Origin of the sequence: Solicola agrisoli (assembly GCF_049059935.1) — a bacterium.
Classification (GTDB): domain Bacteria; phylum Actinomycetota; class Actinomycetes; order Propionibacteriales; family Nocardioidaceae; genus JAURVT01.
On the sequence record NZ_JBMGQR010000057.1, the window covers coordinates 17,620 to 27,334 of the forward strand.

The window sequence follows — 9,715 nt, forward strand, 5'->3', positions numbered from 1 at the left end:
CCTCCCATGATTACGTGTCGGCGGGGTATCACTGAGTCACCCATTGAGCATTGGACGCATCGTAATTGCTGGCCGACAGTGGGGCCATGTACACCGGCAACCCCGACGTCCCCGACGACGTCTTCGCGGACGTCCTCAAGCAGATCTCCGACTTCGTGCACACCCGGGTGATGCCGCGGGAGCTCGAGATCATGACCACCGACTCCATCCCGACCGACCTGCGCAAGCAGGCCGCAGACATGGGGCTGTTCGGCTACGCGATCCCCCAGGAGTGGGGTGGACTGGGTCTCGACCTCGTGCAGGACGTCGAGGTGGCGATGGAGCTGGGGTACACGTCGCTGGCCCTGCGGTCGATGTTCGGCACCAACAACGGCATCGCCGGGCAGGTGCTGGTCGGGTTCGGCACCGACGAGCAGAAGTCGCGGTGGCTGCCCCAGCTGGCGTCGGGAGACGTGGTCGCCTCGTTCGCCCTCACAGAGCCGGGCGCCGGCTCCAACCCCGCCGGTCTCGCGACCACCGCCACGGCCGACGCCGACGGCTGGGTGATCGAGGGCAACAAGCGTTTCATCACCAACGCCACCGAGGCCGGCCTCTTCGTGGTCTTCGCCAAGATCCAGCCCGCCCCCGAGACCGGCCAGGGAATCGGCGTCTTCCTCGTGCCCGCCACGACCGACGGCATCGAGGTCGGCGTCAAGGACGCCAAGATGGGACAGGAGGGCTCACGCACCGCCGACGTCACCTTTAGCCAGGTGCATGTCGACGCCGACGCTCTGGTCGGTGACGGTGACGCCGGGTACCGGGCGGCGATGACCTCCCTGGCCCGCGGCCGCATCCACATGGCCGGCCTGGCTGTCGGGTGCGCGCGGCGTGCGCTGGACGAGTCAGTCGAGTACGCCAGCACCGCCACCCAGGGCGGGTCGGTGATCGGCGAGTTCCAGCTCGTCCAGGCGATGCTCGCCGACCAGCAGACCGGTGTGCTGGCCGGCCGCGCGCTCGCCCGGGAGGCAGCCCGTCTGTACGTCTCGGGCGAGGACCGCCGGCTCGCACCGTCGGCCGCCAAGCTTTACTGCACCGAGATGGCCGGCAAGGCCGCGGACCTGGCCGTCCAGGTGCACGGCGGCACCGGGTACATGCGTGAGGTGCCGGTGGAGCGCCTGTACCGGGACGTCCGTCTGCTGAGGCTCTACGAGGGCACGAGCGAGATCCAGCGGCTGATCATCGGTGGCGGTCTGGTGCGTGCGGCCCGCAAGAGGCTCGCGTGAACCGCCCCCTCGAGGGCGTCACCGTCGTCGCGGTCGAGCAGGCCGTCGCGGCCCCCCTGGCCACCCGCAACCTCGCCGACCTCGGGGCCCGCGTCATCAAGGTCGAGCGCACCGGCGACGGGGACCTCGCCCGGGGGTACGACCACGTCGTCCACGGCACCGGCGCCCACTTCGTCTGGCTCAACCGGGGCAAGGAGTCCCTGGCGGTCGACCTCAAGTCCCAGGCCGGGCGCCGGGTCGTGCGCCGTCTGGTCGACCAGGCCGACGTGTTCGTGCAGAACCTCGCCCCGGGCGCTTCTGCACGACTCGGTCTCGGCGCCGACGAGCTCCGCGCCGAGCACCCCGAGCTGGTGGTCGTCGACCTCTCCGGTTACGGCGTCGGGGGACCGCTCGAGCAGCACAAGGCCTACGACATGCTCGTCCAGGCCGAGGCTGGTCTGATCTCGATCACCGGGACCGCGGACACGCCGGTCAAGACCGGTGTCCCGTCGGCCGACATCGCCTCGGGCCTGTATGCCGCCCAGGCCGTGCTGGCCGCGCTCCTGCGCCGGTTCCGCAGCGGTGAGGGCGCGTCCATCAGCGTCTCGATGCTCGAGTCGACCCTGGAGTGGATGGGACACGCGCTCTACACCCAGATGAGTACCGGCGCGGCACCGCCCAGGATGGGACTCAGCCACGCGTCGATCGCGCCGTACGACTCCTATCCCACCCTGGACGGCCAGGTGCTCATCGGCGTGCAGAACGACTCGGGCTGGCGCGCCCTGGTGACCGACGTGCTCGAGCGACCCGAGCTGGTGGACGACCCGAGGTTCACCACCAACGTCGGGCGGGTCGCCCACCGCTCCGAGTGCGACGCCGCTGTCGCCGCGGCCACCGCGACCTGGACCACCGCCGACCTGACCGACCGGTTGGCGCGAGTGGGTATCCCGGCCGCACAGGTCAAGACCCTCGACCAGGTCGTCGACCACCCTCAGCTGCGCTCGCGCAACAGGTGGCGCAGCGTGGGGACCGAGCACGCCGCCGACGTCCCTGCCCTGCTGCCACCGGCCACCTTCGCCGACGTCGAGGCGGCGATGGGTGACGTGCCGGCGCTGGGGCAGCACACCCGCGCCCTGCTGGCCGAGGCCGGCCTCGGCCCCGACGACATCGACCTCGCCATCGGCTCGGGTGCCGCCTGGCAGGCCGACCGCACGCCGGTCCCGGCCGGGACCGGCGCATGAACGACCACGGAGGAACCATGCTGGACGGACGCACCGCTGTCGTCACCGGAGCGGCCCAGGGCATCGGCCTGGCCATCGCCCGGGTGTTCGCCCGCCACGGCGCGAGGATCGTCATCGGCGACATCGACGCCGATGCCGCCGCCGAGGCGGCGTCCGCGCTCGACGGCGAGGCCATCGGGGTGCGCTGCGACGTCACGTCCTCAGACGACGTCGGTGCCCTGCTCGCGGCAGCTACCGACGCCTTCGGCTCGCTCGACGTGATGGTCAACAACGCCGGCATCACCCGCGACGCCACCATGCGCAAGATGACCGAGGATCAGTTCGACGACGTCATCACGGTGCACCTGCGCGGCTGCTGGAACGGCACTCGGCAGGCGGCCGGGATCATGCGCGAGCACGGGGGCGGCTCGATCATCAACCTGTCGTCGATCTCCGGCAAGGTCGGGTTCGTCGGTCAGACGAACTACTCGGCCGCCAAGGCGGGCATCGTCGGACTGACCAAGGCGGCCGCCAAGGAGGTGGCCCACCTGTCGGTTCGGGTGAACGCCATCCAGCCCGGTCTAATCCGGACCGCGATGACCGAGGCGATGCCGCAGAAGGCCTGGGACCAGAAGATGGCCGAGATTCCGATGGGCCGCGCCGGAGAACCCGACGAGGTGGCCGCGGTGGCGCTCTTCTACGCCTCGGACCTGTCGTCGTACATGACCGGGACCGTCGCGGAGGTCACCGGCGGCCGGCACGTTTGAGGCGTCGGGGACGATGGTGCCCATGAACGACACGATGCGCGCGGTCGTCCTGGACGCACCAGGTCCGGTCGACGCCCTGACGGTGAGGAAGGTGCCGCGGCCGGTGCCCTCGGACGGGCAGACACTGATCCAGGTGCGGGCCTTCGGACTGAACCGCTCCGAGCTGCACACCCGTCTCGGACTCGCCGACGGCGTGACGTTCCCCCGAGTGCTGGGCATCGAGGCCACCGGTGTCGTCGCGAGCTGCCCCAGCGGCCAGTTCGCCGAGGGCGCCCAGGTGATGACCATGATGGGCGGGATGGGGCGCACCTTCGACGGCGGTTACGCCGAGTACACGTGCGTGCCCGACGCGCAGGTGATCGAGTTCAGCAGCGACCTCGGGTGGGACCGGCTCGGGGCGCTCCCCGAGATGCTTCAGACGGCCTGGGGATCGCTGCACGTCGGGCTCGACGTCCGGGCCGGTCAGAGCCTGCTGGTGCGCGGGGGGACGTCCTCGGTGGGCATGGCGGCCGCGATCCTGGCCAAGAGACGCGGTCTCACGGTCCTGTCGACGACGCGTCAGGCGTCCAAGGTCGACGCGTTGAAGCGGATCGGCGTCGACCACGTCGTGATCGACGACGGCAAGGTGGCCGACCGGGTCCGGGGGATCGTCCCCGACGGCGTCGACGCTGCTCTCGAGCTGGTAGGGACGACCGTCCTGCGCGACACGCTGCACGCCGTGCGCCCAGGTGGCACGGCCTGCTTCACCGGCATGCTCTCCAACGAGTGGGTCGTGCGCGACTTCTACCCGATCGACTACCTGCCGCGGGGCGTCCGGCTCAGTGCCTACGCGGGCGAGGCGAGCGACCTGTCGTCGGCGGTCCTGCAGGAGTACCTGGACGCGGTCGCCGCGGGGGAGGCGCCGGTGCCGCTGGACCGCACGTTCGCGCTCGACGAGATGGCTGAGGCGCACGCCTACATGGAGTCCGGGCAGGCCGCGGGAAAGCTCGTCGGTCTCACCTGACCTGCGCTCCGGGCCGCGTCGGCGCGGCCCGGAGACTTGAGTCAGGAGGCGTCGGCGTCGAACTGGATGGCGCTCCAAGAGGCGCACAGGGGCGTCACGTGGTCGTTGACGAAGGCGACGTGGGCGGGTGCCTCGAGGTAGGCCTGCCAGGCGGCGCTGTCGGCGAACTCGGCGACGATAACGACCTCGGCGTTGCCGGGGTTGAGGCCGAGGTCGACGCCGGACCTGAAGGACTCGACGCCGTCGATCTGCGAGGGCAGCGCGCGCATCGCCGCGACGAGCGCGGTGCGCTGGTCGGGGGTCGCCTCGGGGGTGAAGGTCATGTTCCAGACGTGGGTGAGCATGGTTGCCTGCTTTCGGTGGTGGGGTGTCACGGGGTGGTTGTGGTGGTCTCGGGTGCGGCGGACCGGTCGAGCAGGTGGGAGACCCACGCGCTCAGGTCCGCCGCGATGGGCGCGGTGAGCGCGTGTCCGCCGGGGGAGCGTCGTGCGGTCAGGGTCGCGCCGGAGTCCTCGTGCAGGTAGCGCCAGGTGCGGTCCAGCAGGTCCGCGGGGATGACTTGGTCCTGGTCGCCGTGGGCGACGAACACGAGCAGGTGGTCCAGCCGGGCCGGGTCCACAGGGACGCCGGCGTCGAAGGGCAGCGTGCCGAAGAGCGTCGCCAGGCCGGCGAAGCGTGCCGGATCGGCGAGGGCGAGACCGCCGGCAAAGGCTGCGCCGCCGCTGAAGCCCACCAGCACCACGGAGCGCCCAGCCGGCGCGACCTCGTCGAGCCACGTGCGGAACCAGGCCATCGTCTGCTCGAGCGAGTCGGCCAGCGGCCGGCCGATGCCGCGATTCGCGAACCACGCGAACCCGCCGCCCTCGGCGATCGGGGCGCGGACGGCGGCGTAGGCGGACCCGGCGGGAAGGTGCGAGGCGAGACCGATGATGTCGCGCTCGTCGGAGCCGCGCCCGTGCAGCAGCACCACGAGCGGATCGGCCGCGGACGTCGAGCCCGACGTCACGACCACGGGACGGGATGGCAGTGCGGGCGCGGCGCCGGACATGGCTGCTCCAAATAGTTGTAGGTTCAATTAACCTAGTTGCCGAACGCCATGAATGCAACTGACCCTGCCAGGTGAAGGCGAACATGCCGGTGATGTCGCGACCGACGATCAGTGCCTGGACTGAGTCCGTCCCCTCGTAGGTCGAGGCGACCTCCATGTCGGTCAGGTGGCGGGTGAGGTTGTTTTCCAGCAGAAGCCCGTTGCCGCCGAACAAGTCGCACCGCTCGAGGCGGTTGGCGCCAGGGAGTCGCAGACTGTCGATCTCGATGTCGGACTGCTCGATGGCGCATGAACCGCGACGGGGTGAGAGCCAGATCTTTGATAGTCAACTCTGCCGGACTCGAGCTCATGGTGCGCGTGCTTCGTGCCCTTGAGGTTGGGAGTTCGTGCCCAACCTCCGACGAGATCGCGACAGCAGACACAGCCGACCGGACCAGGGTCCGCCTGTGGCCGGTTGCGCTTGGCCCGCGCGCAAGGGTCCTATTACGCGAATGCCTAAGACGCGTCGGGTGAGACGCCCTCGTGCGTCCTCCGTTCGACCTGCGGGTCGACCCACAAGACGCACCGGCCCCGACCTGCGGCTTTGGCGTTGTACAACGCGCCGTCCGCACGCCGCATCAGCTGCGCGGCACTATCGCCAAGTCGATGCTGGGCAATCCCGCATGACACCGCGGGCTCGGGTAGCGCTTGGACTGTCTTGCGCACCAGCGTCAACGCGTCGTCACCGTTCAGTCCGGGAAGAAGGAGAGCGAATTCGTCGCCACCGTGCCGGGCCAGCACGGCTGTGTGGGGCACCGCATCACTCCAGTGACTACCCAGTCGACGCAGCGCCCGATCACCCTCTGCGTGACCCCACCTGTCGTTGATCGACTTGAAGTGATCCAGATCCATCAGCACTGCCGACAATGCCGTTCCCGTGCGCTCAGACCCGGCTACCAGCTCTTGCAACGCAGTGTCGAAACCTCGTCGGTTGCGCAGTCCGGTCAGTTGGTCCTGGCTGGCGCGAGAAGCCCAACGGGCCAGACTCAGCGTCACCGCGGCGATCGCCACCACGATCACGTCCAGGCCAGCGATGTGCGCGACGGCGACGTCTCCGCGCGCGCCCAGCCCTGAAGTCACCCCCAGCAACGCGGTGCCCAGCTGCGCCAAGCCGTGGTGCAAGGGGAAGAAGAAGAATGCATCCATGGCGATGAACGTGATGATCACCGCCACCAGCAGAGCCGTGGTCGGATCGGGGCTGACGACCGCTGCCGCCGAGATCATTGCCGTCGCGACGAGGACGACCGCGTGGAACTGCGCACGGCTGAACCTTGTGCCCCACCGAGCCAACGCCAGCCCGACCGCTACGGCCGCGGCCGCCATAGCCACCAACAGCCACCTTCGAGCTGACGAGCCGTCCGCCCCAGCGGCCGCCAGCAACCCCGTGACGCCCCCGCAGATGTAGAACGTCGCAAGCGTGCGCGCCATCAGGCTCGGTGTGGCCACCTCGGGCGTGGCGTTGGACTTCACTGCCATCTGATCGACAGGTCAATCCACCAAATGAGGTATTCGACACACAAAACCCAGGGGCCGCGACGCCGCCAGCGGCGCTCACAATCGCGGCGAGCAGTTTGGCGTGCATCCATCTGGCGAACTCTCGACCGGCACCACCCGCTTCAGCTGATTTACCTGACGGTGCGTCCACAGGGTCGTAATGTCGGCTGTACACCCGCATGTCCGACCGTGGACCTCACTGGTGCGGTCACCAGATGCCGAGGTGATCCAGGGGGCGGTAGCAAATGGTCCAGTTTCCTCCGCCGGGCTTGCGCTCGATCTACCAGCCGGTTGTCGACTTGCACAGTGGAGAAGTTGTCGGGTATGAGGCGTTGATCCGCGGACCAGTGGGAGGCCCTGGCGAGTCGGCCGCAGCTGTCCTGTCCTCGGCAACCAGCCGTGAGGAGTTTGTGGAGTTGGACTGGCTGTGCCGTATCAGCGCGGCCCGTGGGGCGTTGGAAGCTGATCTAGCCGCCGACCTCGCCTTGTTTCTGAACACCGAACCGGCCTCGTTCGCAGCACAGGCTCCCCGGTCAGCCAGGCTGTTGCACCAGGAGTACCTCGATCGCAAGCAGCCGGTTGTCGTCGAGGTGACCGAGCGAAACATTGCCTCAGATCCGCGGGCACTTCTGCACTACCGCGACCTGATCAGACGCAACGGTTGGCTCCTGGCAATTGACGACGTCGGATCCGACCTGGCATCCATCGCGCTGATGCCACTCATCGACCCTGACGTCATCAAGCTGGACATGTCGATGGTCCGAAACACCCCCGGTCGGCGCACGGCGCAGATTGTGAGCGCGGTCCAGGCTCACGTGGAACGATCGGACGCCATCATCGTCGCTGAGGGAATCGAGACCGACCGGCAACTGGACTTGGCCCGATCGCTGGGTGCTCGCCTTGGACAGGGCTGGCTGCTCGGACGCCCCGCACCACTTCCCACCTCCGCAGCGACATCGACGCGTGCACGCGTCGATGACTCGACGAGTCGCCGCCATCAATGGCGCCGGCCCGTCGACAACCACGACCCCGTCACGCCGTGGGCGCTCGTGTCAGGGCACCCGGCAGTGCGAACGGCGACGGCTCCGCTGATCCGTGCCTTGAGCGCGCACGTCGCCGATCAGACCCGCGGATGCGGCATCTCTACCGTCGTGCTGGTCACGGGCCCCGGGGTGGACGACGCCACCGTTTACCGGGACATTGCCCAGCGCGCGTTCATGGTCGGCATCCTCGGCCCGCACGCTTCCGGGCTCGATCTCGACCGTGTCCGCACCGTTGATCTCGAGCCCGACGATCTGCTCGCCCGTCATCATTGTGTCGTGGTCGTCATGGCTCAGTTCGCGGTGGCGCTGTTGGCCGTTTCCGATCAAGCCGTAACGCCGAACAGCGAAGACCAAGAGTTCAAGTACGTGCTGACCTACGACCGCGACATCGTGGTCAGTGCCGCCCGCATTTTGCTGCGTCGAATCTCTGGGGCTGACGACTCGCTGCCCGTCTGAGCGCTCATGCGGTCAACTGCCCTGGCATCGCCACCGGGCAACCCCGCTTGCAAGGGGGCGGTGTCGCCTGCGTCAGTCTTGGTCGAGCACGTCTTGAACTTCTCGGCGCATCTGGTCGTGTGATCTGCGGATCCCACTGGTTCTGCTGAAGTGCAGGACCACCTGTTCCGCGATGACGATCTCGCTGCTGTGGGCGCGGGCCGCTGCTTCGTGCAGCAGATCGTAGGCGGCGTCGTCGGACACGCCGAGAATCCCCATGAGCAGGCCGCGGGCCTGTGCGAGCAGGTTCAGCCGTTGTTGCACCGGATCGGTCTGATCGAACTCCGCGACGACGGCCGCGAAGGCACGGTCGAGCTCGCTGCGCTGGGACGCCGGGGTCAGGTCGATGAGGTAACCGACGACAATCTGACCTTGCTCCTCGTCACCGTCGATGACCTGTCCGACACCGAGCACCGACAGTGTGCGACCGGCGCGAGTCACGATCCGGTAGAAGTGCTGGTAGGAACGTCCGCCGATGATCGATTCCATCACCGCGGCCATGGTGGCTCGGTCGTCGGGGTGCTGGAACGCCGTCAGGACGTCGGTCGTGACGGCCACGTCGCTGGCGAGCCCGAGCATGGACTTGATGTCGTCGGACAATGTCCACCGGTCGGCCCTGATCTCATAGCGGAAACCACCGGCCGGCATGTCCCTGCCGTGGGTCACAGCGCGGATGTGGCGCTCAGCTTCACCTCGCACGACACGACCTCATCACTGATTTGGAAGTCCGGCAAGGTTCCCGAGCCAAGTCGGGTAGCAACGCATCTGTACCTCGACGAGCTTGGACTAGCGAACCGGCCAAACCCCCAGGTCGCGTCGATGCACGTGCGAGACCTGCCAACTCCTCGTGCGTGTGCTCGAGCGTGGACGGTTCGACAAGATCACGGATCAAGTCCTGACCAACGACTGTTGGTCCGTGAGGGCCGCCGGCGCGGCGCCCGGTCAGCTGCCGGTCACGGCCACGCCCAGCCCTAGCAGTCGTCGCTACGGAGTTCATCCGACTGCCTCCCACCGAGTTTCCCAGGGTTCGGTCGCGCCGTTGCGCTTGTCTCGCTCAGCCGCGTCAGTCGTCGGGCAGACGCAAGCTGTCCGGCACCCCAACTTCGGCCCGTCGATCGCCGGAGTCCGCCTCGATCACGAGAAGTGGTGCTCCGGGGTTGTGGCGTTCGTGGCGCCCCGTCCCTGCAGTCAGCCGGGTTATTCGCTACCGCAGTTGGATGAGATTGGTTTGATTTTCAACCAATCTGGGACGGGTGTGGGGCCGAATCACCGGTGACAGTCACCCACGACAGCATCTGAGGTTCCACCATGAGCATCACCACCGCCAAGCCCCGCACCAAGTTCTTCGCCGGCATCGCCGCGACC

The 9,715-nt window shown here is 68.3% G+C and carries 9 protein-coding genes and 1 pseudogene; 5 read left to right on the top strand and 5 right to left on the bottom strand.

The genetic code is table 11. The features are described 5' to 3' along the window. The first annotated feature begins 86 nt into the window (after window positions 1-86). The 4 genes from ACI6PP_RS17110 to ACI6PP_RS17125 are packed head-to-tail and all read left to right on the top strand — an operon-like array spanning window position 87 to window position 4,231. On the top strand, window positions 87-1,262 hold the full coding sequence (locus tag ACI6PP_RS17110; RefSeq protein WP_421112827.1) for an acyl-CoA dehydrogenase family protein: 1,176 nt from the start codon (window positions 87-89) through the stop codon (window positions 1,260-1,262). Continuing rightward, the gene (locus tag ACI6PP_RS17115; protein WP_421112828.1) at window positions 1,259-2,482 is read left to right on the top strand and encodes a CaiB/BaiF CoA transferase family protein; all 1,224 of its coding nucleotides are present in this window, start codon (window positions 1,259-1,261) and stop codon (window positions 2,480-2,482) included. Before ACI6PP_RS17110 ends, ACI6PP_RS17115 begins: the two co-directional genes overlap by 4 nt. Then, window positions 2,479-3,228, top strand: coding sequence for a 3-oxoacyl-ACP reductase FabG (gene fabG / locus ACI6PP_RS17120; RefSeq protein ID WP_421112829.1), 750 nt, complete (start codon window positions 2,479-2,481; stop codon window positions 3,226-3,228). The genes ACI6PP_RS17115 and fabG overlap by 4 nt, the downstream gene beginning before the upstream one ends. A 22-nt stretch (window positions 3,229-3,250) precedes the next feature. Further along, the gene (locus ACI6PP_RS17125; RefSeq protein WP_421112830.1) at window positions 3,251-4,231 is read left to right on the top strand and encodes a zinc-binding alcohol dehydrogenase family protein; all 981 of its coding nucleotides are present in this window, start codon (window positions 3,251-3,253) and stop codon (window positions 4,229-4,231) included. Window positions 4,232-4,272: 41 nt separating this feature from the next. Here the strand turns inward: ACI6PP_RS17125 and ACI6PP_RS17130 are convergent, their stop codons facing one another. From ACI6PP_RS17130 to ACI6PP_RS17145, 4 genes and pseudogenes are all read right to left on the bottom strand, one after another. Next, complete coding sequence (locus tag ACI6PP_RS17130) at window positions 4,273-4,575, bottom strand: Dabb family protein (protein ID WP_421112835.1); 303 nt, start codon at window positions 4,573-4,575, stop codon at window positions 4,273-4,275. Window positions 4,576-4,601: 26 nt separating this feature from the next. Continuing rightward, the gene (locus ACI6PP_RS17135; RefSeq protein WP_421112831.1) at window positions 4,602-5,279 is read right to left on the bottom strand and encodes an alpha/beta hydrolase; all 678 of its coding nucleotides are present in this window, start codon (window positions 5,277-5,279) and stop codon (window positions 4,602-4,604) included. 103 nt (window positions 5,280-5,382) lie between these two features. Beyond that, window positions 5,383-5,493, bottom strand: a pseudogene (locus tag ACI6PP_RS17140) (acyl-CoA dehydrogenase family protein); the annotation flags it as partial. A gap of 281 nt (window positions 5,494-5,774) precedes the next feature. Then, entirely contained in the window at window positions 5,775-6,788 is a 1,014-nt protein-coding gene (locus ACI6PP_RS17145) for a GGDEF domain-containing protein (RefSeq protein ID WP_421112832.1), read from the bottom strand. Between the two features lie 269 nt (window positions 6,789-7,057). On the opposite strand from ACI6PP_RS17145, the gene ACI6PP_RS17150 reads away from it, so the two are divergent. Beyond that, window positions 7,058-8,311: a sensor domain-containing phosphodiesterase gene (locus ACI6PP_RS17150; protein WP_421112833.1), complete on the top strand. Its 1,254-nt coding sequence runs from the start codon at window positions 7,058-7,060 to the stop codon at window positions 8,309-8,311. 72 nt (window positions 8,312-8,383) lie between these two features. On the opposite strand, the gene ACI6PP_RS17155 is transcribed toward ACI6PP_RS17150, so the two are convergent. Beyond that, a complete protein-coding gene (locus tag ACI6PP_RS17155) occupies window positions 8,384-9,049 on the bottom strand; it encodes a PAS domain-containing protein (protein WP_421112834.1) in 666 nt (221 codons plus the stop codon). Between the last annotated feature and the right edge of the window lie 666 nt (window positions 9,050-9,715).

What these genes read in the sequence shown, in the direction of transcription:
- ACI6PP_RS17110 (WP_421112827.1), top strand. Translation starts at nt 87, where the DNA reads ATGTACACCGGCAACCCCGACGTCCCCGACGACGTCTTCGCGGACGTC.
- fabG (WP_421112829.1), top strand. Translation starts at nt 2,479, where the DNA reads ATGAACGACCACGGAGGAACCATGCTGGACGGACGCACCGCTGTCGTC.
- ACI6PP_RS17125 (WP_421112830.1), top strand. Translation starts at nt 3,251, where the DNA reads ATGAACGACACGATGCGCGCGGTCGTCCTGGACGCACCAGGTCCGGTC.
- ACI6PP_RS17130 (WP_421112835.1), bottom strand. Translation starts at nt 4,575, where the DNA reads ATGCTCACCCACGTCTGGAACATGACCTTCACCCCCGAGGCGACCCCC.
- ACI6PP_RS17135 (WP_421112831.1), bottom strand. Translation starts at nt 5,279, where the DNA reads ATGTCCGGCGCCGCGCCCGCACTGCCATCCCGTCCCGTGGTCGTGACG.
- ACI6PP_RS17150 (WP_421112833.1), top strand. Translation starts at nt 7,058, where the DNA reads ATGGTCCAGTTTCCTCCGCCGGGCTTGCGCTCGATCTACCAGCCGGTT.